This is a genomic window from Microbacterium sp. EG9, assembly GCF_059759475.1.
In genome coordinates this window covers 2,575,725-2,601,521 of the sequence record NZ_CM186217.1, presented here as the reverse complement: position 1 = coordinate 2,601,521, position 25,797 = coordinate 2,575,725, and the positions used below count along the sequence as shown (strand labels likewise).

Below are 25,797 nucleotides of genomic sequence, written 5' to 3'. Positions count from 1 at the left end.
CGCGGTCAGGGCGCCCCGCCCGTCCGCACCCTCTCGAACAGGTCGTCGTCCCCGACCTGGCCGCCCTTGAGCAGCAGTTCGACCCCGTCGAGCGGGCCGTCGGCGTGCGCGCGCAGGAGCGCGACGTTGCCCCAGGGGTTGGCGGCGATCGACAGCGCCCGGATGCCGAGGAGGCGCACGACGCGACTCGACGAGTCGCCTCCGCACACGATCACCCGGCGCGTCTCGCCGGCCGCCACCGCGGTGCGCACGACACGCGCCGCGCGCCGGGTGAGCCCGTCCAGCGCGCCGCCGTCGTCCGGCCCGAGATCCGACGCGAGCACGACGCTGCGCCCGGCGCGCAGGGCGTCGCGGGCGGGTGCGGCGTCGCGGTCGTCCCGCGGAAGCGGCGCGACGAACCACCCGGCATCCGCGGCCGCCGCCGTCTGCCGTCGCGTCCGCGGCGACCGACTGCCCGAGACGACCAGGACCGGTCCGCTCGCGGCGGCCACGGCGGCCGGTGCCGGCCGGCGCGGTGCGGCATCGGCGATCGCCGCGCTCAGACCGCCCGAGCCGACGACGAACGCGGTCGGGGCGAGCCGGCCGATCGCCTCGCCGATGAGGCGCAGGTGGTGCGCGTCGAGCGCGTCGAGCACGACGGCGTCGGCGCCGCACGCCTCGATGCGGCGGGCGAGATCCGCGGCATCCGTGTAGCTGGTCAGGGGGATGCCGGTGAGGGCGAGCGCGGTCTGCGCGCCGAGGTGGCGCGCGATGTCGGACTCCGACATCGGGGTCGACGGATGCCGGGACATCGTCGGCTGCCGGTCGAGGCGGTACACGACGCCGTCGTCGGCCGCGAAGTGGTGGCCGAACACGGTGTAGCGACCGAAGTCGGGCTGGGCGAACAGGAGCGGCACGGGGCGGGCCCCGGTGAGGTCGCGCCCGATCTCGAGGACGCGGCCGAGGCTGCCGACCTCGGGCGAGGAGTCCACGGTGGAGCAGGCCTTGTACTGCAGCACCGCGGGCCGCAGCGCGGCCAGCGCCGAAAGCGCCGGCCGCACCTCGGCCTCCAGCGCCGCGGGGCCGAGGGAGCGGGCGATGCCCGCGATGCCGACGACGTCCCCGTCGTCTGCCGCGTCGGCCAGCGCCGACGGGGACGGGAGCGAGGTGAACAGGCGTCCGCGCCACCCGCGGCGGGTGAACTGCAGCAGCGCGTCGACGCTGCCGGTGACGTCGTCGCCGTAGAACCCGACCGCCGGCTCACTCACGGACGGGTCCGAACGTCTCGGCCGCACGGCGCAGGGCCGGTGAGGCCGCGAGGGCCTGCGCGACGCTCTCGCCGCGTTCGGCGGACGACCACGCCTCGCGCATGGCGGTCACGCCCGCCGCCGCACCGTCCGGGTGGCCGTGGATGCCGCCGCCGGCCATCACCAGCAGATCGGCGGTGCCGGTCGCGGCGTAGGTGGCGTGCGCGAGGCCGCCCCACTGGCCGGAGGAGAGCACCGGCACGGTCGAGGTCAGGCCCGGCAGGGGCGTGCGGACGGCGGCCACGGAGGCGAGCACGTCGTCGTCGGACTCGTAGAACTTGTTGGAGATGCCGTTCGTGTGGAGGTGGTCGACGCCGCACAGCCGCGCGAGCTTCTGCCACGCCGTGAACGAGATCCCCAGCCGGTCCGAGCGGCTCAGCGCGCCGAACCCGGCCCGGTGCCCGTGGATCGGCACGCCCGAGATGCGGCGCAGGTGGGCGATGCCGGCCAGGCCGACGTGCGCGATCACGGCCATGACGCACGTCCCGCCCGCCGCGACGACGAGGTCGTGATGGGCTTCGAGCCGGTCGATGTCGTCGGTGATGTTGAACGCGTACATGGGTTTGACCCCCGTGCGGTCGGCATGCCTCTCCAGCACCGGCATCACCGCCGCGACGCGCGCCGCGAGCGGGGCGTGCGGCGCGTTGCCCTGCAGCTCGTCGTCCTTGATGAAGTCGACGCCGGCGCGCGCGAGCTCGCCGACGAGCTCGGCCAGCTCCGCGGGCGAGAGTCCGATGGAGGGCTTCACGATCGTGCCGATCATGGCGCCGGTCGGCCGCGACATCAGCCGCCGCGTGCCCTCGAGGCCGAAGCGCGGACCCCCGTAGCGCTGCGCGAAGGCCGGCGGAAGATCCAGGTCGACCAGCTTCACGCCGGACAGCTCCTTGATCTCGAACAGGTTGCCGGCCACCGTGCTGAGCAGGTTCGGGATCGACGGGCCCGAGTTCTCGAGGGGGAACCGCACGCGCACGCGGGCGCGCCGGCGGTGGCCCAGGTCGCCGACGGCGCCGGGCAGGGGCGAGGAGTCCGCCGGGGGCAGCGCGGTGATCTCCACGACGCGCGCGGCGAAGCGGTCCCGCAGCGCGTCGCTCTCCCGCTCCACCCGCACGAAGGTTCCCGTCGACTGCTCGCCGGCGAGGATCTCCGCGGCCCGCTCGAGGTCGAGCCCGGTCTCGATGACGTAGGTCGCGACGACCGCGTCGGTCGCGGCGCTCACCAGATCACCGGCAGCCAGACGGACATCTCGGACGGGCCGCGATTGGCCCACGCGAAGTACGGCACCAGCCGCACCGTCGCCGTCGCGATCGCGTCGTCGTCGATCTCGTCGTACAGCGTCGCGGGCGTCGGCGGGAGGACGGCCGCCTCGGTCTCCAGGGCGACGACGCGTCGGCCCGCGATCTGCGTCGGCACGGCGCGCAGCGCGGCGCCGCGACGCAGTGCGATGCGTTCCAGGTCGATCCCCGCGGGCAGGTCCGGGCTCTCGACGCAGTACACGATGGGCCCGCGCTGGACGGCGACCTGCGCCGTGAGCTCCTCGGCCAGCCGGTGGCCGCGGAGGAGGCGGGCGGGCATCGGGAGGTCCAGGACGATCTCGTCGCCGGCGCGCCACGCGCGGTCGACCCGCGCGTACGACGAGGCCGCCGCGATCTCGACGTCCGCGCCCGCGACGGTGAGCCGCGCCCCCCGCGCCCACCCGGGGATCCGCAGGTGCACCGGCACCGTGCCCTCCGCCTCGGTGACCGTGAAGACGATGCGCCCGTCCCACGGGTAGTCGGAGCTCTCACGCAGGCCCAGGACCCGCCCGTCGCCGAACGCATGACGGATCTGCGATCCGCCGTACTGGTGCACCCACAGCCCGTCGTCGGACACCGAGCCGATCCGCTCGTGGAACTGCGCGAGGGTGCGCGCGATGTTCGGCGGGCAGCAGAAGCACGACAGGTACGGCTCGCGCAGGCGTTCGTCGGACGGCGGCGGGGCGGGCACCGGATGCAGCCCCGTGTCGCCCGCGCGCCGCAGCGGGAAGGGGAGCTCCCGCACCTGTCGCAGGGGGTTCGTGTAGAAGTAGGTGGCTCCGTCCAGACCGATGCCGGACAGCAGCGCGTTGTACGCGATGGTCTCGATGACGTCGGCGTACCGGGCGTCGGCGCGCAGCGCCAGCATCCGCTCGCTCCACAGCACCATCCCGATCTGCGCGCACGTCTCGTTGTGGGCGGTCGTGTGCGGCAGCTGGTAGGGGCGTCCGTAGGCCTGGTGGACCCGGCTGATCTCCTCCTGCCAGGGGTGGGCGTCGGGGGAGGCGCCGTCGTAGAGCGCCCCGCAGCCGCCGGTCACCGCCAGCTTGGTGTCCACGACATCACGCCACAGCGTGTCCAGCACGGCGTGCAGCTCCTCGTCGCCGGTCTCGATGACCAGGTCGGCCAGACCCGCGTAGAGGTAGTTGGCCCGCACGGCGTGCCCGGCCACGACGCTCTGGCGGCGCACGGGGATGCGGTCCTGATTGTCGTCGCCGCCCTCGTCGAACTCGTCGCGCACCCGCAGGAACGACTCCGCGAGCGTGAGGTAGCGGCGCTCGCCGGTCGCGCGGTAGAGGTCGACGACGGCCATGTAGTGCGAGGGACAGATCGCGCTGCGGGCCAGCTCGCGCGGCTTGTCGGTCGCGAGGTGCTCCAGGAACCGCGCCGCCCCGCGGGCGACCTCGAGCAGGGTCGGCGATCCGGTGACGCGATGATGGCGCACACCGGCGGTGATCAGATGGCCGAGGTTGTACGTCTCGAAGTTGAAACGGTCGGCCAGGGCCGAGACGGGCTCGTCGTCGCGCGCGGCGATCGCCGTCGGCGTGTGGACGTAGCCGTCCTCCCGCTGCACCGCGGCGATCAGACGGGCGATGCGCTCCAGCTCGGCCTCGAGAGCCGGATCGGGATCCGTCTCCAGTCGACTGATCGCCGCCTCCATCCACTTGTAGAAGTCGCCGTCCATGAAGGGGGGACCCTCGTGACGGCCCGGGCGCAGCCCCGCGGCCACCTCGAAGTTCGCGAGGGCCGGGCTCGTGGCCGGGTCGGCGAGCATGGCGCCCATCGTCGGCACCGTCACCTCGCGCGTGCGCCGGGCGATGCGGCCCCAGAAGCCGTCGGCCCAGCGCGCATCGGCTGCGCCGAGGGGAGTCAGCGTGCCGCTCATGCCCGCGCCTCCGTTCCGGTCGCGTCGAGCGTCCGCGCGAGCCGCTCGACGCCGAGGGCGACGCTGGTCAGCACGGGGACCGTGGATGCGGCCGCCGCCGCGGCCGATGCCATGGAGGCCTGCGCGAGGACCACGACATCGGCGCCCGCGGCCGCCCGCTCCACGGCCTGGGCAACGAGACGGTCGTGGCGGTCGCGATCGCCGCCGGCGACGGCCGCGAAGGCGTCGTCGATCACCTCGGCATCGATGCGCGGCCGCGTTCCGGCGCGGTCGGCGCGCTCCCGCAGGAGCGCGGCCGTCGGCGCGCAGGTGGTCGGAAGGGTCGCGAGGACCGCGATGCGTCCGTCGCCCGCCGCCGTGACCGCGGCATCCGCCATGGCCTCGTCGATGCGCAGGACCGGGATGCCGACCGCTGCCGCCGTCGGCGCGGCCAGCGTCGAGATGGACGAGCAGGTGAGCATCACCGCCTCCGCCCCTGCGTCGCGCGCGGCGCGGGCGAGCTGTGCGATCCGGGCGGGCACCGACGGGGCCTCGTCGCGCGAGAGGTCGGCGACGATGCGGTCGTCCAGGTAGTTGACGATCTCCACGCCCGGCAGGAGCGTCGCCGCCTCCGCGGCGACCATCGGGATGACGACGGCGCCGGTGTGGATGAAGGCGACACGTCGCGGGGCGCTCACGCGATCACCTCCACCGCGCGGCGGACCACCCGTTCGTGCACGCCGTGGCCCACCCGTTCGGGGTCCCGACCCGGCAGGTCGACGATCGCCTCGGCGCCGACGGGCACCCGCATCCGCACGCGCAGGTCGTCGCCCTCGCGGACCCAGGAGATCTCCGCGGGTCCGTAGGGGGTGAGATGGCGGGCGCTCGCCGAGGTCAGTCCGCCTCCCGGACGGGGTGCGAACCGGATGCGCCGATAGCCCGGCGCGTCGGGGGCCAGGCCGGCGACCGTCCGGTGCAGCCAGTCGGCCACCGCGCCCAGCGCGTAGTGGTTGAAGGAGGTCATCGTGCCCGCGTTGACCGATCCGTCCGGCAGCATCGCGTCCCACCGCTCCCAGATCGTGGTGGCGCCCATCTCCACCTGATACAGCCACGACGGGCAGCCGCGCTCGAGCAGCAGGTCGTACGCGGCGTCGAGGTGACCGTTCGCGCTCAACGCGTCGCACACCAGCGGCGTGCCCACGAACCCGGTCGCGATGTGGTTGCCGGCCTCGCGCACGAGGTGGGCGAGGCGGTCCGCGGCCGAGGAGCGCAGGTGCGCAGGGAGGAGGTCGAACTGCAGGGCGAGCGCGTAGGCGGTCTGCGCGTCGGAGGTCATCGTGCCGTCCGGGCGGACGTAGGCGGCCACGAAGGCCTCGACGATCTCGTCGGCCAGCCGCCCGTACGCGCCCGCCTCCTCGGCGCGCCCGAGCTCCGCCGCCATCCGCGCGACGATCCGCGCCGACAGCGCGAAGTACGCCGTCGCGACGAGGTAGCGGTCGGTGCGGGCATCCGCCGGATCCTGCGGCGGTGCGGCCGGGTCGAGCCAGTCGCCGAGCTGGAAGCCCGTGTCCCAGAGGCGGCTCGGGCCGGCGATCTCGGCCTGGAGGTCCACCCACCTGCGCGCGCTGTCGAACTGCGCGCGCAGGATCTCGGGGTCGGCGAACCGCGAGAACAGCGTCCACGGCACGACCGTCGCCGCGTCGCCCCAGGCCGCTCCGGGCCGCTGCGGCGTCCACATCGTGTCGGCCGGGATCACCGGGACGAACCACGGCACGGTCCCGTCGGGGAGCTGTTCGAGGGCCAGGTCGCGCAGCCAGCCGCCGAGCATGCCGGACACGTCGAAGAGGAAGGAGGCGGTCGGGGCGAACACCTGGAGGTCGCCGGTCCACCCGAGGCGCTCGTCGCGCTGCGGGCAGTCGGTCGGCACGTCGACGACGTTGCCGCGCATGCCCCACACGACGTTCTCGTGGAGCCGGTCGAGCATCGGATCGGAGGAGGAGAACCAGCCGGTGCGCTCCAGGTCGGTGTGCAGCACGCGCGCCTGCAGCGCGCCGGCGGCGGCATCCGCGTCGAGATCGCCCGGCCAGCCGTCGACCTCCACGTAGCGGAACCCGTGGAACGTGAACCGCGGCTCCCAGGTCTCGCCCTCGGGGCGGCCCGCGAACGTGTAGGCGTCCGTGGAGCGTGCGTCCCGCAGCGGCCGCGTGTAGAGCTCGCCGTCCTGCAGCACCTCCGCGGTGCGCAGGGTCACCGTGGTGCCGGCGGGTGCCGTCGCGCGCAGGCGGACGACGCCGACCAGGTTCTGCCCGAAGTCGAGGATGCGCCTGCCCGACGGCGAGGTGAGCACGCGGCGGGGCGGGAGCTCCTCGGTGACGCGCACGGGCGGGCCGGTCGGGGCCACGAGGGTCGCGGGGTCGCGTCGCCGCATCTGCACCCGCTCCCAGCCCGCGTCGTCGAAGCCGGGGCGCGACCAGCCGGGCTGCTCCTCGCGCGCGTCGTACACCTCGCCGTCGTAGAGCCCGGCCTGCAGGATCGGGCTCGGCGCCGCCCGCCACGACGTGTCGGTCGGGACGACCACGCGCGAGCCGTCGTCGTAGACGAGCTCGAGCTGGGCGAGGAAGGAGAGGTCGTCGCCGAAGAGGTTGCGAAACCCGCCCCGCCAGCCGAGGCGCCCGCGGTACCAGCCGTCGCCGAGCCAGGCCCCGATCGCTGCGCGCCCGCTCTGCAGCAGCCCGGTCACGTCGTAGGTCGTGTAGCGCAGCCGCTCCCGGTAGACCGTCCAGCCGGGGGCGAGCAGGTCGTCGCCGACCCGCTCGCCGTTGATCTCCGCCTGGAACAGGCCGTGCGCGCTCGCGTACAGCCGGGCGCGCACCAGGCCGGGCGCGACGTCGAACTCCCGGCGCACCAGCGACGGGCGCCGCTCGTCGCTCATCGGGTTCTCGTTCCACAGCGCCCCGACCGGCGCGGCCGCCCAGTCGGACGGGTCGAGGAGTCCGATCTCGACGGGCGCCCACGGGCCCGGCGCGCTCCAGACGCCGTCGTGGCCGCGGACGCTGATGCGCACCTCACGGCGCTCGCGCGACCGCAGGGCGGCGAACGGCCACGCGACGAGGATCTGCGCGGAGGAGGCCACCTCGGCGCGCTCCGCGGCGCGCTCGGCGGGATCGGCGGCCGCGTGCGGGTCGCGGGCCTCCACGCGGTAGGCGCTCTGGTGCCACTCGGGGGCCGCGTCGTCGATCGTCCAGGACAGGCGCGGCGCGCTCTCGCCGATGCCGAGCGCCTCCCGATGGTGTTCGAAGCGCGGTGCGGACACGGTGGCCGTCATTGGTCACATTCCCCTCGTTGGGCGGTCGAGTCGACTCGAAACGTTTCAGTCTGTCGATTGCGATGCGAATCGCAGAGCGAACCAATAGCATTGGTACGTTTCAAACCATAGCAAAAGGAGCGGTCATGATCATCGCCGTCACGGGCAGCAGCGGGACTCTGGGACGGGCCACCGTCGAGCGGCTGCGCGCCGACGGGCACGACGTCGTCGGCTTCGACCTCGCCGGCCCCGCGGGTCCCGGGTTCACGCGCGTCGACCTGTCCGACTATGGACAGACGCTCGACGCGATCCTCGGCGTCACGGCCCGCCACGACGGCCTCGACGCCGTCGTCCACCTCGCCGCGGTGCCGGTGAACGGGCTGATCCCGGATGTCGCCACCTTCGAGAACAACCTGGCGGCGTCGTCGCACGTGCTCTTCGCGGCGCACCGCGCCGGCATCCGGCGCATCGTCATCGCCTCGAGCATCACGGCCGCGGGGTTCCCCTTCGACGTCGCGCCGCCGGCGCTGCCCGTCGACGAGGGCTACACGCGCGCGTTCAACACCTACGGCCTCGGCAAGGTCGTCGAGGAGACCCTGGCCGCGCAGATCGCCGGCTGGCGCGAGGACGTCTCGATCACGGCCCTGCGCTTCACCAACGTCGTCGCTCCGGACGGCTACGCCACCTTCGCGCGCGCCGGCGAGGACGACTACCGACGCGATCTGCTCGGCTCGTGGGTCGATGCCCGCGACGGGGCCGAGGCCGTCGCCCTCGCCCTCGGGAACGCACGCCCCGGATTCGAGGTGTACAACGTCGCGGCACCCGAATCGGGGCTGTCGACCCCCTCGCGCGAAGTCGCGGCGCGATGGTTCCCGGGCGTGCCCGTCGCGGAGGACCTCGGCGCGTTCGAGTCGCTGCTGTCGACCCGGAAGATCCGCGCGGAGCTGGGCTTCCGCGCCCGCCACGACTGGCGCTGAAGGATGCCGGCGGGTGCCGTCCTCGCGACCCGCCGGCATCCGGCTCATCCCTTGACCGCGCCGGCCGCGAGGCCCTTCATGATGCGCTGGTTGAGGAAGAGGTAGAGGACGAGGATGCCGACGACCGTGATGCAGATCGCCGCGAACAGCGGCCCGTAGTTGATGGCCCCGTACTCGCCGGAGAAGTTGAGCAGGCCGACCTGGATCGTGTTGAGGCTCTTCTTGCCGCCGAACACCAGCGCGATCAGCAGGTCGTTCCAGATCAGGAAGAACTGCACGATCGCGACCGTGAGCACGGCGTTGCGCATCATCGGGAATCCGATCGAGAAGAAGGCGCGCACCATCGAGGCGCCGTCGATGGTCGCCGCCTCGAAGATCTCCCGGGGGATCGCCCGGAAATAGGTCGCCATCATGAACACCGTCAGCGGCAGTCCGCCCGCCGTGTAGATGAGGATCATCGGCAGGTGCGAGCCGTTGATCCCGAGCTGGAAGAAGGCGTTGAACAGCGGCAGGATGATCATCTGCCCCGGGATCATGATGCCGGCGAGGAAGAGCAGCAGGACGGCACCGCGCCCCTTGAAGACGAGGACCTCGAGCGCGAAGCCGGCCGCGGTGCCGAGCACGACGATGAGCAGCAGCGACGGCAGCGTCACGATGATCGAGTTCATCACCGTCGTCGAGAGGTTGCCCGTCTGCCAGGCGGTCGCGTAGTTGTCCCAGCGCCACGTCTCCGGGAAGGCGTACGACGGGTTGTTCAGGAAGTCGGTGTTCGACTTCAGCGAGTTGATGAACATCCAGAACAGCGGGTAGGCCGTGACGACCACGAGGAAGAGGATGGTCAGCCAGGTCGGCACGCGGCGCAGGAGCGCGAGGGCGCGCCCCGCCGGCGTCGGTCGCTGCGACCTGACGGCACGGGGGCTCGTGACGGCGATGGTGTCGAGAGTCGTGGTCATGAGGTGCTCCTCTCAGACGGTGTTGTCGCGGCGCGACGAGCGGAAGATGGCGAGGGTGACGAGAAGGCACATCACCGTCAGCAGGAGCGCGATGGTCGACCCGTAGCCGAAGTCGCTGTACTGGAACGCGGTCCGGTACATGTAGAGGGTCAGCGGCGTGGTCGAGTTGCCCGGCCCGCCGCCGGTGAGGGCGAAGACCGAGTCGAACACCTTGATGGTGCCGTTGATGCTGAAGATGAACGAGGCGAACAGGATCGGCAGCGACATCGGCAGGATGATGTGCCGGAACAGCGAGAAGGTCTTGGCGCCGTCGATGCGGGCCGACTCGACGATCTCGTCGGGGATGTCGAGCAGGCCGGAGAAGACGAGTACCCCGTAGAAGCCGACCGAGCGCCACACGTCCATCACGACGATGACCACGAAGGCCGTCGTGCCCGAGCCCAGCCAGTCGACGGACGACAGGCCGACGTTGACGAGCAGCTCGTTGACGAGACCGTCGTTGGGGGCCGACTGGAAGATCTTCTGGTACAGGATCGCGATCGCTACGGTGGGCAGCACGACGGGGAAGAACACGAGCGTGCGCACCAGGACCGACGACCGGCGCAGGACGAACTGGTACAGCAGCGCGAGGCCGTAGCCCAGGACGACCTGCAGGATCGTCACCAGCACGGCGTACTTCAGCGTGAAGACCAGCGCGTCGCCGACGTAGGGGTCGGAGAGCAGCCGGGTGAAGTTGTCGATGCCGTTCCACTCGAATCCGGTCAGCACGCTGCCGGAGAAGAACGTGAGCCCGAACGACCAGAGGACGGGGACGAGCATGATCAGGGTGTAGACGATGAGCGCGGGAAGAAGCAGCAGCGTGATCGCCTTGCGGTCGCCGAGGACGGACTTCATGGGTGGCGGCTTTCGTGCGGAGCGGAAGGGGGTCGGGCGCCGGCCGGCCGGGGATCGGGACCCCGGCCGGCCGGCGCGGGGAGGGTCACCCCTCGTCGAGCGCGTCCTGGACGAGCTTCATGAACTGCTCGGCGGAGAGCTGACCGGTCACCAGCAGGGCGGCGTTGGTCGAGGAGATGTTGCTCGCCTTCGCGTTGAACAGGGCCTCGAACCAGAGGACGCTGTCCTTGGCGCCGGCGATCTCGTCGGCGATCGTCTGCGAGATCGCGGGCAGCTCCACCTTCTTGTCCGCGATGAACCCGGTGATCTGGCCCTGCGCGAGCGCCTCGTTGCCGTAGTTCGACGTGATGCACTTCAGCCACGCCCCGACGCTGTTGTCGGCCGCGTAGGTCTTGGCGTTGAAGGTGGCCGGCAGGCCGACGTTGGAGGGGTACTCGTCGATCGAGCCGCTGCCCCCGGCGACGCCCGGGAACTTGAAGAAGCCCACGTTGTCGGCACCGATCTGGTTGCTGTCGCTGTTGATGTTGCCCAGCAGCCAGCTGCCCATGTAGATCATCGCGGCCTTGCCGGTGAGGAACTCGTTCGTCGCGGCGTCGTAGTCGAGAGAGGCCACGTTCGAGCCGAAGTAGCCGGCGGCGCCGAGGTCGGCGACGGCCTGCGCGGCGGCGACGTACTCAGGATCGGTGAGCTTGGCCTTGCCGTCGGCGACGTCCTGGAGGGCGTCGGCGCCGAGGGAGCGGAACAGGTAGCCGGAGATGAGGCGGGTCAGCGGCCAGCCCTGCTCGCCCGATGCCGCGAACGGCGTGAGCCCGGCGCTCTTCGCCTCGCCCGCGATCTTCAGCAGGTCGTCCCACGTCTCGGGGACCGCCCAGCCGTTCTTCTCGAAGAGCTCCTTGTTGTAGAAGATGCCCTCGATGTTGTACTGGTAGGGCAGGAAGCTGAAGGAGCCTCCGTAGAGCTTCTTGATCGTCGACACGGCGCCCTCGGCGACCTTGTCGCGCACGCCGAGCTCGGTGAGGGCCTTGTCGAAGTCGACGAGGTAGCCCGCCTTGGCGAGCTTGGCGCCCTCCGCGGGGTTGCCGCCGGCCGAGAACATGGGGGGCAGGCCGTCCTGCGTCGCCAGGAGCTGGACCTGTGCGTCGAGGTCCGCCTGCGGGACCGAGTTGACCTCCAGGGGAGCGGCGTCGTTCTCGGCCGTGCACGATCCGGATGCCAGCGCGTCGAGCACGGGCTGGGTGGTCGTGTTCTCCGCGTTCTTCAGGAACTCGAACGTCGTCGGGTTGTCCGTGCCGCCGCCGCTGCCGCCGCCGGAGCAGCCGGTGAGCACCAGCGCGCTGGCGCCCAGGAGCACCACGGCGCTGAGAAGCGGCTTGTTCGGGCGCCGCCGTTTCGCTGTGAACACATTTCCTCCTTGAAAGTGGTCATCTCTTCTTTTGAGACGTTTCAATAGTGGATGCTAGGGCGCTCGCCGACCCCTGTCAACAGTGATTCCCGGCCCTGCGGAGCGGCAGAGCAGCGAAATCCGTGACAGGGATGAGCCGACTGGGGCAAGATGGGGACGTGGAGTTTGAAACGTCACAATCTCATAACGGGTCGTCGTCGACCCGTCCCGGCGTACGCGTCGGCATCCGTGACGTCGCCGCTCTCGCCGGTGTCGCCGTCGGCACGGTCTCCAACTACCTGAACCATCCCGACCGCGTCTCCGACGACAAGGCGCAGCGCATCCGCTACGCCATCGACTCCCTCGGCTTCGTGCCCAGCATCGCGGGCCGTCAGCTGCGGCTCGGCGTCAGCCAGGTGATCGGCTACATCGCCCCCGACGTGAGCAACCCCTACTTCGCCGAGATCGCGGAGAGCGTCGAGCGTCGCGCCAGTGAACGCGGCGTGACCGTCTTCCTCGCCAACTCGCATCGCAGCCGGGAGCGGGAGGACGCGTACCTCGAGGTGTTCGAGCAGCACCGCGTTCAGGGGCTGCTGGTGTCCTCCCACCTGCCTATCGAGGACCGTCTCGCCCAGGTGCGCAGACGCGGCACCCCGTCGGTCATCGTCGGCCAGCGCGCCGAGAGCTCCGAGCAGCCGTCCGTGTCGCTGGACGACGTCTCCGGCGGGCGCCAGGCGATGCAGCACCTGCTCGATGTCGGATGCCGTCGCATCGCCTTCGTGGGAGGCCCCCTCGGCATCCCCCAGGTGGCCGATCGCCTGGCCGGGGCGACCGAGGTCGTCCGCACCTTCGGCGCGGCGACCGTCGAGGTGATCGACATGCCCGACCGCACGGTGCGCGGCGGCCGCGAGGTGGCGCGCGCGCTCGTCGCGCGCCCCGAGGCGTTCCGCCCCGACGGCATCTTCGCGGTCAACGACCTCCTCGCGCTGGGCATGATGCAGGTGCTCGTGCAGGCCGGCATCGACGTGCCGCGCCAGACGGCCATCGTGGGCTACGACGACAACGAGTTCGCCGAGGTGTCCCTCATCCCGCTCACCAGCGTCCGGGGCCGTCACGAGGGCTTCGGCATCGCGGTCGTCGACGCCCTCTTCGACGCGATCGCGCGCCGCTCGGCCGCGGACCCGCATCGGATGTTCCAGCCGGACCTGGTCGTGCGGGCCAGCACCGAGGGCTTCAGGCGCGGCTGAGACCGACGGGCCGCGCCGACGGCTCAGAACTCCGCGACGACGGGGCGTCCCTCCTGCCACGCCATCATGTTGAGCACGAGGAAGTTCCAGTTCTGGAAGCCGCTGGTCATGATCGGCTCGCCCGTGTCGGGGTGGTAGTACTCGTGCAGCGCGCCGGAGGCCGCCAGATCGCGCCCGAACAGGGCGACCGTCTCGTCCACGAGCGCCGCCGCATCCGCGTCGAACCCGTAGCGCGCCAGCGCGCGGAAGACGAGGTAGTTGCTGATGCCCCAGACCGGCCCGAGCCAGTTCGAGGGGTTGTTCGACGCCCTCAGGTCGTACTGCTGCTCCAGCCGCGACAGCGTCCGCACCCCGTAGGCGGCGCGGAACGTGCGGCGGTCCGCGATCCGCGCGCGCACGCGCTCCGCGCGGTCGTGCGGGGCGATGCCCGCCCAGAGGGGAAGGAAGCTCGACCAGTTGTCGATGCGCAGCAGCAGCGAGTTCCAGCGGCGCGGCGCGCCGCGATGCAGCCAGTCCTCGGGGTCGACGGGGCGGAGGTGGAGGTCGGCGCTGTAGTACATGCCGTCGCGCTCGTCCCACAGCAGCGCGTTGACGGCATCGGCGAGGTCGGCGGCGCGTCCGCGCCAGTGCAGGGATGCCGCGGCATCCCCGAGGTCCTCGCACAGGGCGCCGAACGCGAGCATCTCGCGGTAGAGCAGGCTGTTGAGGTAGACCGAGGCCGTGCTGCGGTCGGGGCGGTAGTACACGGACGGATCGTTGTCGACGCCGATCGCGAAGTCGGTCTGCCAGTAGGCGAGCCCGGTCGCCGGGTCTATGTGCGAGTGCACGTACCGCTCGAGGAAGCGTCCGATCCGTTCCCGCTCGGGTCTCAGCCACTCGGTCGACCCGCGCCGACGGGCCAGCAGCAGCGCCTGCTGGGCGACGATCGGCTTGTGCATGTTCTCGGTGAAGCCCGCCGCCCGGCCCGGATCGCGGTGCAGGAGCGGTCCGCCCGGCTTGATCAGGATCGGCATGACGCCGTCCTCGTCCATGTGGTCGAGGAAGTTGCGGATCGTCCCCTCCTCGTAGACGCCGAACAGGCCGGGCTGTCCGGTCTCCACCTCGACCTGGCCCATGACGACGCTGATGAACCACGAGTCCCAGTCCCAGAGCGTGTCGGAGTAGAAGGGGGACTCCGGGGCGCTGGGCACCGTGTACGGATGGGTGAGCACGCCGGAGGGCTCCCGGGTCATCCGGATCGTGGCGGCGTGGATGTACTCCGTGAGCAGGCTGCGGTGCGGTGCGGTCATGGGGGCTCCTCGATGAGCGGGTCGGTCGGGGCGGATCAGTCGTGAGCGGACGGTGCCGTGAGCGGAAGGATCGCGAAGGCTCCGGCGGGAACGGTGCGGGTGCCTCCGGGCTCGACGCGGACGACGCGCGGCACCCGGTCGAGGTTGGCCACGAGGACGCTCCCCCCGTCGTCGCCGCGCCCCCCGACGGCCCAGACGAGGCCGTCCGGGCTGTCGCCGTGCAGCAGGGTGCGGGCTCGCCCGTCGGGCCCGGCGACGTCGGCGAGGGCGCGCAGCGCCGCGGCGACCGGCCGGTCCCGGCCCGCGGCGGTGCGGATGCCGCGGGGCCCCCACTCCTCGAAGAAGGTCAGCGCGGCCACCCCCGGCACGGCGAACGCCGCCGCGCTCGCGATCGTCCATGCGGCCAGCTCGTCGCTGTCGTGGCGCGGATCGTCGGCGTCGAGCAGCTGGGCGCCGTACCCCTCGGCCAGATCGGTGCGCCCGGGGCGGGGCGGGGGCGTGGTCGCGACGTCGTTGAAGCGCGGCCGCAGTGTGACCGGTCCGATGTGCACGGGGAGCCCCGACGCGATGTCCACGGCCTCCTGCGCCACGCGTCGCTGCATGGCGAGCGCCTCGACGAGCTGGTCGGTGCCGCGGCTGTGGAACAGCGGCGTGCTGCTGAGCACGATGCCGTCGAGCCCGTCCGGGAGGCGGTGGTGCTCGCGGTTGAGTTCGGTGAAGTGCGCGCGGGTTCCGCCGACGACCGGCACGTCGACGTCGGCGGCGCGCAGCGCCGCGCGCAGCGCCCGGATCGTCGGGCCGTCGGACACGTGGCGGGCCGGCCCGGTCGCAGGGAAGGCCGTCACGCGCGCCGTGCGCCGTCCGCGGAGGGCACGCGCCGCCGCCCGGAGCGCGTCGGGGTCGTCGTCCGCGAGCACCAGGCGCACCTCGACCGGCAGTCCCGCCGCGCCCGCCCGGTCCAGGGCCGCGCGCCAGTTGGGATCGGCGAGATCGATGTCGGCGACGACGTGCGAGCCGAGCGGCGAGCCGAGCGGCGGCGCCGGATCCGGCGCGGTCGCGGCGCCGAGGCCGAGGCGCGGGAACGCGCCGCCCGGTCGAAGCTCGATCACCGCGGCCGGGGCGGGCCCCGCCGTCTCGATCACCGGGGCCGAGGCGGAGGCCGTCGCCTCGATCGTCACCGTCTGCGTCACCCGTTCGCCCGCCGCGACGCGGTACGGGAACGGGAGGTCGAGGGGGCGGCTGTACGTCTTGAACGAGGCGTCCGTCCAGTTGCGCTGATCCTCCATCTCGAACACGTCGCCGTCGAAGGTCAGCGCGACGCCGACGCCGCCCGCCGTCCACGCGAGGGCCGCGATGTCGCGCACGGGCTGGTGCGCGCTGATGCGCGCGGGGAAGCGCGTCTCCTCCGGCTCCGTCGCGGAGTGGACCACCCGCAGGGGCGTGCCGGCCAGCGTCGGCGGATGCAGGACCACGAGCCCCGTCCGATTGGTGTCGAACGGCTGCCGGGAGGTCAGGTCGCAGACGATCTGCAGACGATCGCCGTGTGCGTGCACCCGCACGGTGCCCGCGAACGACGACCCCAGCCCGCTCGAGTGCAGGGCGATGATGATCGCGTCGTCGCGGGCGTCGACATCGTCGATCACGAGGGGTGCGGTGCGCCAGTCGTGGTCGCGGACGACCGCGCGCGCGGAGCGGAGCACCACGACGCCGTCGTAGGCGATGTCGGCGAGCTCGTCGCCCCGCAGCTCGAGCGACCACCGCGCGCTGCGCCAGGGTCGCCGAGCCTCGTCATCCCACGTGCCGCTCACAGCGACGTCATGCCTCCGTCGACCTGGAAGACCGCGCCGGTCGCGAATGCGCCGTCGTCGCTCGCGAGGTAGACCATGATGCCGGCGACGTCGTCGGGGGTGCCGGCGCGGCCGATCGGGATACGGCCGACGATGGCCGCGCGCGCCTGCGGGTCGTCCGTGATGGCCGCGACAAGAGGGGTCTCGGTGTAGGCGGGCTGCACCGTGTTGACGCGGATCCCCCGATCGGCGTAGGCGGCGGCGACGGTGCGTCCCAGCCCGTGGATCGCGGCTTTCGACGCGCTGTACGCCGTGAAGTCCCGGCCCTCGCCGTTGACCGCGGTCGGGCTGCCGGTGAGGATGATCGCCCCGCCGCCGCGGGGGAGCATGCTGCGCACGGCGTGCTTGACGGTGAGGAAGGTGCCCGTGAGATTGACGTCGAGGGTGCGCCGCCAGACGTCCAGCTCGAGGTCGGCGGCGGGGGCGTCCTGCCCGAACAGCTGGACGCCCGCGTTCGCGACGACGACGTCCGGCGCCCACCCCGCGGCCTCCAGCTCGGCGAACCCGGCGGCCACGGCCGCCTCGTCGGAGATGTCCATGCCGAGGGCGCGGGCGTGCGCGCCCAGGGCGGAGGCCGCGGTGGTCGCGGCATCCACGTCTCGGTCGGCGAGCACGACCCGTGCGCCCTCGCGGACGAAACGGGAGGCGACGGCGAGGCCGATGCCTTTGGCCGCCCCGGTGACGAGGGCGGTCTTGTCGGTGAGCTGTCCCATGCGATCCTCAGCGTTCGATGCGGTCGAGGTGGAGCATCCGCGCGAGGTTCTTGTCGAGCTCGTCGTCGCGGAAGATCTTCTTCCAGTCGTCCTTGATGATGCTCTCGCGACCGTAGTCCATCGCGATGAGGCAGGCGTCGCTGAAGGGGTTGTCGCCGCGGAGCCCATTGGCCAGCGCCACCTGCGTGTGCCCGTACAGGATGCTGCGCGCCGCCGCCTCGGGAACGCCCATCGTGTGGATCGCCTCGTGCAGCGCCTCGTTGAGGAGGGATCCGATCATGCACGCGACCGTCTCGACGAGGGTGGGCTCCAGCTGGGCGAGCTGCTTGACGCTCACCCAGTGCACGTCGATGACGGGGGCGTAGATGGCGCGCACCGTCTCCTCGACGATCGCCTTCTTGCGCGGGTCGTCGCTCTCGATCGCGGCGATCGCGTCCTGCGGTGCCGCGACGCCGCCGAAGGTGTCGGCCCATTCCTCCTTCGACGTGCGCTCGAGGAACACCGACGGGTGGCACGGGTGGGCGACGGCCTGCACGATGTCGTCGCGGGTGGTCAGCAAGCCCGCGTAGGCGGCTGCCGGGTCGAGCGTCAGCACGATCGTCCCCGGCCGCAGCTGCGGAACCAGGTCCGCCGTCACGGGCCCGAGCGCGAGGTCGGGCACGGCCAGCACGACGATGTCGGCGTCGGCGACGGCGTCGGCGGCCTCGGACAGCACGCGACCCGCGGCACGCACGCGCTCGCGACCGGCGGGCGACGTCTCGACGTAGTGGACGGTGTGGTCGGTGCGCACGAGGTTGTCGGACACGCGCGTGCCCATCTTCCCTCCGGCTCCGAAGACGGCGATGGTGTGGCTCATGACGTTCTCCTCAGGTGGTCCAGGGTGGTGCGGGTCCATTCCCGCTCGGTGCGGACGGTGGTCTCGGCGTCGCCCTGCCAGGGCAGCCAGTGCTCGACGATCTCGTTGATCCCGCGTGCGGCGGGGCGCACGGTGGCCCGCAGGTGCGCGTAGTCGTGCAGTCCGGTCCCCAGGGGGGTGCCGGTGAAGGTGAAGCCCACCCATCCGTCCTGCCGCGCGAAGGCGAAGTCCTTGACGTGCACGTTGGCGGTGGCGGATGCCGCGAGCTCGACCGTCGTCCGCGGTGTCTCCAGCCGGGCCACGACGTTGGCCGGGTCGAGGCACACGCCCAGCGCCGGGCTGCCGACGGCGGCGATGAGAGCGAGCAGGTCCGACGTCGCGATCTGCTCGTACGTCTCCAGAGCCAGCGTCACTCCGGCTCGCTCGAAGTCCCGCACGGACGATCGCAGCCAGGTCTGCGCCTCCGCCGTCGTGGGCGCCGAGCGGGGGCCGTTGAGCATGGACCGCACCAGGCGGGCGTCGAAGACCTCGGCCATCCGCAGGTAGCGACTCAGGTGCTCCGGGACGATGCCCTTCGTGCCGAGCTCGATGGTCAGGCCCAGGTCGCGGGCGGCCGCCGCCGCCGCGCGCAGCTCCCGCTCGTTCATCGCGTCCAGCGGCGCGTAGTCGCAGATCTGGAACAGGTCGACCCCCAGCTCGCGGGTCGCCTCGAAGGCGCCGACCAGCGACAGGGGGTGGGCGACGCGCTCGGAGTGCTGCCAGAAGAAGGCGTACGTGCCCAGCCCGATCATGGCGCGAGCCCCGGGATCCGCGCGGCCTCGTCGACGACCGCGCGGAAGGCGGCGGGGTCGTGCGCGAACCGGCCCAGGAACAGGCCGTCCACGGCGTCGCCGAGGCGGGCGAGCAGGCCGGGGCCGGCCGATCCGCCGTAGACGACGGCGGAGCCGGCGCGTGCGGCGTCCGCGTCGAGCGCGTCCCGCAGGGCTCGTGTCACCGCGACGACGTGCGCGACGGGTGCCGGTGCGTCGGCGCCGATCGCCCACACCGGCTCGTAGGCGACGACGAGGCGCCCCGCCGGGGCGGCGTCGGTCGCGGCGCGCAGCTGCGCGAGGGTGGCCGCCGCGGCCGCCGCGGCATCCTCTCGCGTGCTCTCCCCGAGGCAGAGCACGGGCACGACGCCCTCGGCGAGGGCGGCGGCGACCTTCGCGGCCACGTCGGCTTCGGTCTCTCGGTACAGGCGCCGCCGCTCGGCGTGGCCGATCTCGGCCAGCGTCACGCCGGAGCGGGTGAGCTCGGCCGCGGAGACCTCGCCGGTGAACGCGCCGTCGCCGTGGGCGGAGACGTCCTGCGCGGCGACCGCGATCGGTGTGTCCCGGAAGGCGCGGACGGCGTCGTCGATCTGCAGGTAGGTCGGCGCGACGAACACCTCGACGGCGCCGGCGCGCACCGCCGGGTGGGCGCCGACCTCGGCGGCGACGACGTCGAACCAGCGGCGGGCGCGGTCGCGGTCGAAGTAGGCCTTGAGGCTGACGCCGACCGTGACCGGGCTCACCCGCACGATCCCGTGCTCTCGTAGGCGGCGATGACGGCGACCTTCTCGGCCGACGCCGACGAGGCGTCGAAGCGGTAGGTGAGCCATTCGCGGACGAGGCGGCGCGCGAGCTCGATGCCGACCACGCGCTGGCCCATCGTGAGCACCTGCGCGTCGTTGGAGAGCACGCCGCGCTCGACGGAGAACGAGTCGTGGGCCGTCACGGCGCGGATGCCGGGGACCTTGTTGGCCGCGATCGCGACACCCAGTCCGGTGCCGCAGATGAGGAGCGCACGGTCGGCCTCGCCGCGGGCGACGCGCTCGGCGGCCTCGATCGCCACCGTCGGGTAGGGCGTGTGGCCGTCGACGTCGACGCCGACGTCGACGAGGTCGGCGACGAGAGGGTGGGCCTGGAGGTCGCGCTTGAGGACCTCCTTGTACTCGAAGCCGGCGTCGTCGCTGCCGATGACGAGGCGCAGGGGTGCGGTCATGACGGGGTCCTCTCGGAGGGGCGTGCGGCGAGCACGGGGCCCACGGCGGTCGCGATGAGGGCGAGCGAGTGCGCGCCCGGGTCGGGGGTGCCGACGCTGTTGCGGCCGTGGGTGCGGGCGCGGCCACGACGCGGCACCAGGTCGGCGGTGGCGTCCGCGGCGGTGCGGGCGGCGGCGGCCGCGAGCGGCCAGGCGTCGGCGAGGCCGGCGCCGTCGCCCACGGCGCGCGAGAGCTCGGCGCTGAAGGGCAGGAGGGCGTCGACGAGCGTCTTGTCGCCGGGCTCGGCGCCGCCGTACCGCTGCACGGCGCGCACGGCGTCGGCGACGCCGGCCGCGATCGCCGCGGCATCCGGCGCGCCGGTGTCGCCCAGGTGCTCCGCGATGCGACCGAGGATGACGCCCCAGAGCGCTCCGGACGTGCCGCCGGCGCGGTCGGACCAGGCGTCGGCGGCGCGCAGGAGCGTCCCGCATGCGCCTGCGCCGTCGGCGGCGGCCTCCGCGGCGGCGTGCCGTGCGGCACGGGCACCGCGCTGCATGCCGATGCCGTGGTCGCCGTCGCCGGCGACGGCATCCATCCGGCCGAGCTCCGCGACGTTCGCGTCGATGGTGGCGGAGAGGGTGCCGAGCACATCGACCACCGTGGCGGCGCAGCGGCGCGAGGCCTCGTCGCCGGGAGGCGCCGCGGGCGCGGCGCTCGGCGCGGCAGGGGTGACCGCGGCGGGGGCGGGCGCCGCGGGGCCGGGCGCGGCCGTCGCGCCGCGGCGGTACGCGGGGGTGTCGACCGGGCTGTCCCAGAGAGCGGCCAGCTCGTCGTCGAGCCAGAGGAGCGTGAGCGACGTGCCGGCCATGTCGAAGCTCGTGCAGTAGTCGCCGACGTGCGGGTCGATGACCTCCACCCCGGCGGCGGCGAGCAGATGGGCGACGCGGCGGTAGACGACGAACATCTCCTCGTGCGCCAGCGAGCCGAGCCCGTTGAGGATCGGCACCACCCGGGCGCCGCTCGCCTCGACGCCGTCCGGGATCTCGCCGAGAAGCGCGTCCACGAGCAGCGCGGCGAGTCCGTCTGCGGTCGGGACGTCGGTCTCGGCGACGCCCGGTTCGCCGTGGATGCCGAGACCCACCGCCATCCGGCCGGGCGGCACCGAGAACAGAGGTGCGTCCGCGCCGGGCAGGCTGCACCCGGAGAAGGCGACGCCGAAGGAACGGGTGCGCTCGTTGGCGAGCGTCGCGACGCGGGCCACGCCGTCCAGGTCGTAGCCCGCCTCGGCGGCGGCACCGGCGATGCGGAACACGGCGAGGTCGCCGGCGATCCCGCGGCGGCGGTGCCGCTCCGCGGGGGCCGCGCTCATGATGTCGTCGGTGACCGCGACGGTCGCGCACGCGATGCCCTCGCCGCGCAGTCGCTCCTGCGCGGCGTCGAAGTTGAGCACGTCCCCGGCGTAGTTCCCGTACGCGAAGAGGACGCCGCCGCCGGCGTGGGCCGCCGACGCGACGGCGTGCACCTGCTGCGCGGAGGGGGAGGCGAACAGGTTCCCCATCGCGGCGCCGTGCGCGAGGCCCGGGCCGACGAGACCGCCGAACGCGGGGTAGTGGCCCGATCCGCCGCCGACGACGACCGCGACCCGGCCGGGCGTGGTGCCGGCGGCGCGGACGACGCCTCCCGTGACGCGGCGCACGTAGCGGGCGTGCGCCGCCACGAAGCCGTCGATCATCTCGTCGGCGAAGTCGGCCGGATCGTTCCACAGCCGCGTCATCGCGCGCTCCGCGCGGTCGCGGCGTGCGCACGAGTGCTCTGGAGAGGGTCCACGGTGACTCCTGGTCGATCGGTCCGGCGGCGAGCTGCCGCTCACCCGTCGATATTCTGACAAACCGGTTGACCAATTGCAAGAACCGGTTGACCAATATCTCACCCGCGACGGCGACTGCCGTATGTTGGTCCCGTGCCCGCCTACCCGGACGACCGCTCCGCCGAGATCACGGCGGCGCTCGGCGCGCTGCCGTCTGGGACGCCCGTGTCCGAGGTCGCCCGACGGCTCATGGATCTCTTCACCGGCGGCTCGCTCGCGCCCGGCACGCGTCTCCCGCCCGAGCGTCAGCTGGCAGCCACCCTCGGCGTCGGCCGCTCGGCCGTTCGCGAGGCGCTCGCCGCGCTGGAGATCCTCGGCATCGTCGACGTCCGCGCCGGCTCCGGCACCTACCTGCGCGGGACGGCCAGCGACCTGCTGCCGCAGACGCTGCGCTGGGGACTGCTGATCGGACAGCAGAACACCGCCGAGCTGCTCGAACTGCGCTCGGGCCTGGAGATCTACGTCGCACGCCTCGCGGCCGGACGGGCCGACGCCGCGCATCGGGCCGCCCTCGCGGCATCCCTCGATCGCATGCGGGCGGGCACCGCCGACCTGGGCGCCTTCGCCCGCGCGGATGCCGAGTTCCACGAGACGCTCGCCGCGGCCGCCGGCAACGACACGCTGGTCGACCTGCTGCACGTCGTCCGGTCGCTCCTGCAGGTCTACGCCGACCGCGCGGTGCACGACGAGGCGGCGGCCCTGCTGGCCATCGACGAGCACGCCGCCGTGCAGGCCGCCGTCGCCGCCGCCGACGCCGATCTCGCCGCCTCGGCGATGGCGACGCACATGGCGACGGCCTCGCGCCGGCTCTCGGAGGATTCGGGCCCGCTCAGGCCGGAATGACGACGGTGCTGAACGAAGCCGCCGGCAGCTCGAGCGACAGCACCCGTTCGCCCAGCAGCAGGCTGATCGGCAGGGGCTCGGCCAGCTCGTTGTGCAGGACCACCACCACCGAGCCGTCCGGGTTGCGGAACACCAGCTGATTGTCGTGGCCCGCGACGCACCACGTCGGCAGCACGCGGGCTCCGGGCCGCACGAACGCGGCCACGTGCTTGAGCACGAGGTAGTCGGGGGTGTACCGGAAGGTGCGGCGCTGCGGATCGACCACGACGAGCGAGTTCTGGGTCCAGCCCCATCGGCTGCGGCCGCCCTCGGGCAACGCGATGTTCCAGTACTGGTAGGCGTTCGCGCCGTTGCCGAGGAAGTGCTTCATGAGGCGCCACGCGTAGCGCGCCTGGCGCCAGTCGTTGCGGCCGTCGCCGCACTCCTGCTCGGTCTGGACGATGCGCAGGTCCGGATGCAGGCGGTGCAGCGCCGCGACCGCGCCCTTGCCCGCCCACTGCACGCCGATCCCCGACACGACCGCGGCCGCCGCATCGTCGGCGAGCACCGCGCCCACCAGACGGTCGTCGGCGCGCTCGAGGGTGCCGAGGTACACCTCGACCCCGCGGGCCGCCATCTGCGGTCCGAGGTGGCGCAGCAGCGCGGCCAGCCCGGCCGGCGTCCACGTGCAGCTGGGGAAGACCTGCGGCGAGTTGAACTCGTTCTGCGGCATGACCATCGAGATCGGGATCCCGCGCTCGGCGTAGGCGTCGACGAATCGGCCGAAGTAGGCCGCGTAGGCGCGCAGGTGCTCCTCGTCGGTGCGGAACATGTCGGTGCCCTCCGCGCCGACCTGCTCGGGTCGCAGCCCGTTGTCGACGTCGCCGAAGAACGGATGCGGCATCGCGCCGGCGTAGTGGCCGTTGCGCTTCATCCACGTCGGCGGGCTCCACGGGGACGCCCACAGCCGCAGGTCGGGCCGGTGCGCGCGTGCGGCGCGGATGAACGGGACGAGCGTCTCGTCGTCGTGCGACGCGTCGAAATGCGCCAGCGCGAGGTCGCCCGGCGTCTCGTCGTACGAGTACCAGTCCAACGAGAAGTCGTTGGCTCCCACCGGCATCCGGCACAGCCCGAACGACGCGCCCACCCCGGGGGCGAACAGCTCGCGGAGGATGCCGTCGCGCTCCTGCGCCGTGAGCAGCCCGAGCGCCGCCCAACCCAGTTCGTTGAAGCAGGCGCCGAAGCCGTCGATCTCCTGCTGCGGGTCGTCGACCGCCACGATCACGTCGGGCATGGCCGTGGGGGCCGCCAGGACGGGCGGGGGCGCGGCGCGCCACGGCTCCTCCGGCGTCGTGACGGTCCAGGTCGTCGCGTTCATGCGTCGGTCCGGGTGAGACGCACGGCGATGTACGGGCGACCGGGCAGCTCCACCCGCAGCTGACCGGTGTGGTGGCCCGGGATCTCCTCGATCGTCATGTTCCAGGTGTCGATGACCTCGACGCGCCAGGTGCCGTCGCCGAGGATGACGTGGCGGAAGCGCGGGCGGTTGAACCCGAAGTAGCCGACGCGCACACGCCCGCCTCCGTCGCCTCCCCAGGGCACGTCCCAGTCGCCCGGCAGCGGGTCCCACACGCCGTCGGGGGCCTCGCCGATCAGCCGGTCGAGGAAGGCGATGCGGGCGGGGGAGGTGCCGTGGAGCACGCCGCCCTTCGACCACCACAGCACCTCGTCGTCGTCCTGGTCGTCGGCGTCGGCGTCGGCGTCGGCGTCGGCGGGACCGGCGGGATCGGCGGGGAGCGCGGGCGGATAGTAGGTCTCGCCGTGGCCGATGTAACCGCCGCGGACGGCGCCCTCCCAGAAGCGGCGGACCAGCTCCTCGCCGGTGATGTTGCCCCAGCCCTGGTCGATGTCGCCCTCGTAGGCGCACTCGTCGACGACCACCGGCTTGCCCCACCGCTCGCGCCACTGGTCGGTGTTCTCCGCCGTCCGGTACACGTCGACGCGCTGCACGGAGACATGGGTGATCCACGGCCGGCCGTAGTCGTAGAAGGGCCGGCAGTTGTGGATGGACAGCAGATGGCCGAACGGATCCTCCTCGCCGATGACGACGGCGAGGCGCTCCCAGTCGTCGAGGTCCTTCGACCACAGCAGGTCGTACTCGTTCGCCAGCGACCACCAGACGTTGGCGAAGCCCGTCAGCCGACGGATCACGTAGCGCAGGTAGCGCTCGTCGACGGCCGGGCCGAGGTCGGAGAAGCCCCACCGGTCGTAGGCGTGGAACAGGATGAGGTCGGCCTGGATTCCGAGGGCCGCGAGATCGGCGATGCGACGCTCGAGCCGGCGGAAGTGAGCGGGATCGAACCGTTCGAGATCGAAGCCCTCCGCGAGCGAGCCGACGAACGGGAAGTCGAGCGGCTCGTTCGCGTTGTACAGGTACGACTTCGGGAACACGCACATGCGCAGCTTCGCGAACGGCGCCGCGGCCAGGGTGCGCAGCGTCTGCTGCTGTCGGGCCTCGCTCTGGTGCGTCCACGCGTAGGCGGTGGTGCCGATCGGGCGGTGGCGTGCGCCGTCCGCGTGCCGGAAGTGGAACCCGTCGACGCGCACCGGTCCGTGCGCCTCGACGGGGGCGGCGGCGACCTCGAGGCGTCCGGTCACGCCGTCGAGCGAGCGCGCGGTCGATCGGGTCTCGAAGCGCCATTCGCCCTCGGCATCCGCGAGGGCACGGATCACGTACACGCCGTCGCCGTCGTAGAAGCCGCCGACGCGCACCGTCGTGCCGTCGGGTCGGGTGAACAGGGCGTCGAGGTCGACGTCGACGAAGGGGTTGCCGTGCGCAGGACCCGACAGTCGCACCTCGAGCGGGTCCCATCGCCGCGTCGGCGCCGCCGGCGCCGGAACGGCCGAGCCCCGGGGCACGTCCTCGCCCTCGTAGGCGGGATCGGGCGCGATCGCGGGCGCGTGCGGCGCGCGCGCCGTCCCGTCGCCGACCTCGGCCAGCGCGGCCCACAGCGCGCCGCGCGCGGACGGGTCCTCCAGCTCCGGCACGAGGGCGACCAGCTGGCCCAGGCGCGCGTCGCGGAACTGCTGTGCCATCGGCGAGGCGGCGATGCCGGGCAGGTGCTTCTCGAGCACGGCGCGGCCGGCGGGACTGTCGAGCGTCTCGCCGAACGTGCTGGCGCGGTCGAACATGGTGCTCCTCG

21 protein-coding genes are annotated in these 25,797 nt (G+C 72.8%); 3 read left to right on the top strand and 18 right to left on the bottom strand.

Annotated elements, in window-relative coordinates; all coding sequences use genetic code 11:
* Positions 1-5: 5 nt before the first annotated feature.
* From AC6CQV_RS12215 to AC6CQV_RS12195, 5 genes are read right to left on the bottom strand one after another with little or no spacing between them, the layout of a single operon-like run.
* Positions 6-1,247: a four-carbon acid sugar kinase family protein gene (locus AC6CQV_RS12215; protein WP_498259609.1), complete on the bottom strand. Its 1,242-nt coding sequence runs from the start codon at positions 1,245-1,247 to the stop codon at positions 6-8.
* Entirely contained in the window at positions 1,240-2,502 is a 1,263-nt protein-coding gene (locus AC6CQV_RS12210; RefSeq protein WP_492490937.1) for a RuBisCO large subunit C-terminal-like domain-containing protein, read from the bottom strand. The genes AC6CQV_RS12215 and AC6CQV_RS12210 overlap by 8 nt, the downstream gene beginning before the upstream one ends.
* Complete coding sequence (locus tag AC6CQV_RS12205; RefSeq protein ID WP_498259608.1) at positions 2,499-4,463, bottom strand: glycoside hydrolase family 127 protein; 1,965 nt, start codon at positions 4,461-4,463, stop codon at positions 2,499-2,501. The genes AC6CQV_RS12210 and AC6CQV_RS12205 overlap by 4 nt, the downstream gene beginning before the upstream one ends.
* The gene (locus tag AC6CQV_RS12200; RefSeq protein ID WP_061782483.1) at positions 4,460-5,140 is read right to left on the bottom strand and encodes an aspartate/glutamate racemase family protein; all 681 of its coding nucleotides are present in this window, start codon (positions 5,138-5,140) and stop codon (positions 4,460-4,462) included. The genes AC6CQV_RS12205 and AC6CQV_RS12200 overlap by 4 nt, the downstream gene beginning before the upstream one ends.
* Positions 5,137-7,767: a family 78 glycoside hydrolase catalytic domain gene (locus AC6CQV_RS12195; RefSeq protein WP_498259607.1), complete on the bottom strand. Its 2,631-nt coding sequence runs from the start codon at positions 7,765-7,767 to the stop codon at positions 5,137-5,139. Before AC6CQV_RS12195 ends, AC6CQV_RS12200 begins: the two co-directional genes overlap by 4 nt.
* A gap of 125 nt (positions 7,768-7,892) precedes the next feature.
* Between AC6CQV_RS12195 and AC6CQV_RS12190 the strand changes: the two genes are divergently transcribed.
* Positions 7,893-8,723: an NAD-dependent epimerase/dehydratase family protein gene (locus AC6CQV_RS12190; RefSeq protein ID WP_498259606.1), complete on the top strand. Its 831-nt coding sequence runs from the start codon at positions 7,893-7,895 to the stop codon at positions 8,721-8,723.
* A 44-nt stretch (positions 8,724-8,767) separates the two neighbouring features.
* On the opposite strand, the gene AC6CQV_RS12185 is transcribed toward AC6CQV_RS12190, so the two are convergent.
* The 3 genes from AC6CQV_RS12185 to AC6CQV_RS12175 all read right to left on the bottom strand — a co-directional run bounded on the left by AC6CQV_RS12185 (position 8,768) and on the right by AC6CQV_RS12175 (position 11,972).
* The gene (locus AC6CQV_RS12185; protein ID WP_061782486.1) at positions 8,768-9,676 is read right to left on the bottom strand and encodes a carbohydrate ABC transporter permease; all 909 of its coding nucleotides are present in this window, start codon (positions 9,674-9,676) and stop codon (positions 8,768-8,770) included.
* A gap of 12 nt (positions 9,677-9,688) precedes the next feature.
* Positions 9,689-10,570, bottom strand: coding sequence for a carbohydrate ABC transporter permease (locus AC6CQV_RS12180; RefSeq protein ID WP_060958298.1), 882 nt, complete (start codon positions 10,568-10,570; stop codon positions 9,689-9,691).
* A gap of 85 nt (positions 10,571-10,655) precedes the next feature.
* Complete coding sequence (locus AC6CQV_RS12175; RefSeq protein WP_060958297.1) at positions 10,656-11,972, bottom strand: ABC transporter substrate-binding protein; 1,317 nt, start codon at positions 11,970-11,972, stop codon at positions 10,656-10,658.
* 158 nt (positions 11,973-12,130) lie between these two features.
* On the opposite strand from AC6CQV_RS12175, the gene AC6CQV_RS12170 reads away from it, so the two are divergent.
* Positions 12,131-13,198, top strand: coding sequence for a LacI family DNA-binding transcriptional regulator (locus AC6CQV_RS12170; RefSeq protein WP_498259605.1), 1,068 nt, complete (start codon positions 12,131-12,133; stop codon positions 13,196-13,198).
* 23 nt (positions 13,199-13,221) lie between these two features.
* Here the strand turns inward: AC6CQV_RS12170 and AC6CQV_RS12165 are convergent, their stop codons facing one another.
* From AC6CQV_RS12165 to AC6CQV_RS12130, 8 genes are read right to left on the bottom strand one after another with little or no spacing between them, the layout of a single operon-like run.
* On the bottom strand, positions 13,222-14,487 hold the full coding sequence (locus AC6CQV_RS12165; protein WP_498259604.1) for an MGH1-like glycoside hydrolase domain-containing protein: 1,266 nt from the start codon (positions 14,485-14,487) through the stop codon (positions 13,222-13,224).
* Positions 14,488-14,522: 35 nt separating this feature from the next.
* Positions 14,523-16,295: a D-apionate lactonase family protein gene (locus AC6CQV_RS12160; RefSeq protein ID WP_498259603.1), complete on the bottom strand. Its 1,773-nt coding sequence runs from the start codon at positions 16,293-16,295 to the stop codon at positions 14,523-14,525.
* Entirely contained in the window at positions 16,292-17,047 is a 756-nt protein-coding gene (locus AC6CQV_RS12155) for an SDR family NAD(P)-dependent oxidoreductase (RefSeq protein ID WP_492490944.1), read from the bottom strand. The genes AC6CQV_RS12160 and AC6CQV_RS12155 overlap by 4 nt, the downstream gene beginning before the upstream one ends.
* A 7-nt stretch (positions 17,048-17,054) precedes the next feature.
* Positions 17,055-17,903, bottom strand: a complete 849-nt coding sequence (locus AC6CQV_RS12150) for a phosphogluconate dehydrogenase C-terminal domain-containing protein (RefSeq protein ID WP_498259602.1) — start codon at positions 17,901-17,903, stop codon at positions 17,055-17,057.
* Positions 17,900-18,694, bottom strand: a complete 795-nt coding sequence (locus AC6CQV_RS12145; protein WP_498259601.1) for a sugar phosphate isomerase/epimerase family protein — start codon at positions 18,692-18,694, stop codon at positions 17,900-17,902. The genes AC6CQV_RS12150 and AC6CQV_RS12145 overlap by 4 nt, the downstream gene beginning before the upstream one ends.
* Complete coding sequence (locus tag AC6CQV_RS12140) at positions 18,691-19,455, bottom strand: triose-phosphate isomerase (RefSeq protein ID WP_498259600.1); 765 nt, start codon at positions 19,453-19,455, stop codon at positions 18,691-18,693. The genes AC6CQV_RS12145 and AC6CQV_RS12140 overlap by 4 nt, the downstream gene beginning before the upstream one ends.
* Complete coding sequence (locus AC6CQV_RS12135) at positions 19,452-19,925, bottom strand: ribose-5-phosphate isomerase (RefSeq protein ID WP_498259599.1); 474 nt, start codon at positions 19,923-19,925, stop codon at positions 19,452-19,454. Before AC6CQV_RS12135 ends, AC6CQV_RS12140 begins: the two co-directional genes overlap by 4 nt.
* Positions 19,922-21,679 (bottom strand): dihydroxyacetone kinase family protein, encoded by a 1,758-nt coding sequence (locus AC6CQV_RS12130; protein WP_498259598.1) that lies wholly within the window; start codon positions 21,677-21,679, stop codon positions 19,922-19,924. The genes AC6CQV_RS12135 and AC6CQV_RS12130 overlap by 4 nt, the downstream gene beginning before the upstream one ends.
* Before the next feature lie 186 nt (positions 21,680-21,865).
* Here AC6CQV_RS12130 and AC6CQV_RS12125 point away from each other — a divergent pair, with 186 nt between their 5' ends.
* Positions 21,866-22,615, top strand: a complete 750-nt coding sequence (locus tag AC6CQV_RS12125) for a FadR/GntR family transcriptional regulator (protein ID WP_061782559.1) — start codon at positions 21,866-21,868, stop codon at positions 22,613-22,615.
* Here the strand turns inward: AC6CQV_RS12125 and AC6CQV_RS12120 are convergent.
* Together AC6CQV_RS12120 and AC6CQV_RS12115 are read right to left on the bottom strand one after the other, a co-directional pair.
* Complete coding sequence (locus tag AC6CQV_RS12120) at positions 22,602-23,972, bottom strand: glycoside hydrolase family 30 protein (protein ID WP_191009527.1); 1,371 nt, start codon at positions 23,970-23,972, stop codon at positions 22,602-22,604. The two genes, AC6CQV_RS12125 and AC6CQV_RS12120, sit on opposite strands and share 14 nt — an antisense overlap.
* On the bottom strand, positions 23,969-25,786 hold the full coding sequence (locus tag AC6CQV_RS12115) for a DUF5605 domain-containing protein (RefSeq protein ID WP_498259597.1): 1,818 nt from the start codon (positions 25,784-25,786) through the stop codon (positions 23,969-23,971). The genes AC6CQV_RS12120 and AC6CQV_RS12115 overlap by 4 nt, the downstream gene beginning before the upstream one ends.
* Between the last annotated feature and the right edge of the window lie 11 nt (positions 25,787-25,797).